A 313-nucleotide genomic window follows, 5' to 3' on the forward strand; every position below is an offset into this window, starting at 1 on the left:
CCGCTTCGATCACTTTCTCTTTTTCTTCTGGCGTTAAGTTTGCCGGATCTTTCACCGGTGTCGCGTCTGGATCGACAGGTGTTGTATAGTCTGTGATCGGAATCACGCTGACAGCCTTGGCAGGCTCAATAGTGTCCGTTGAATTATCTGGATAAGTCACGGTGACTTCACCATTATCCGCAACAGTTACTGTTGTGCCTTCTGGGAAATCTGGGTTCTTCGCTTTAACCGCTTCGATCACTTTCTCTTTTTCTTCTGGCGTTAAGTTTGCCGGATCTTTCACCGGTGTCGCGTCTGGATCGACAGGTGTTGT

Annotated in this window: 1 protein-coding gene; it reads right to left on the reverse strand. The window is 48.6% G+C overall.

What is annotated here, in order from left to right; translation table 11 throughout:
* On the reverse strand, positions 1-313 hold a 313-nt coding region (locus tag ACTG7X_RS11095; protein WP_439258496.1), incomplete at both ends, for a hypothetical protein.

Origin of the sequence: Lonepinella sp. BR2271 (assembly GCF_051851515.1) — a bacterium.
Classification (GTDB): domain Bacteria; phylum Pseudomonadota; class Gammaproteobacteria; order Enterobacterales; family Pasteurellaceae; genus Lonepinella.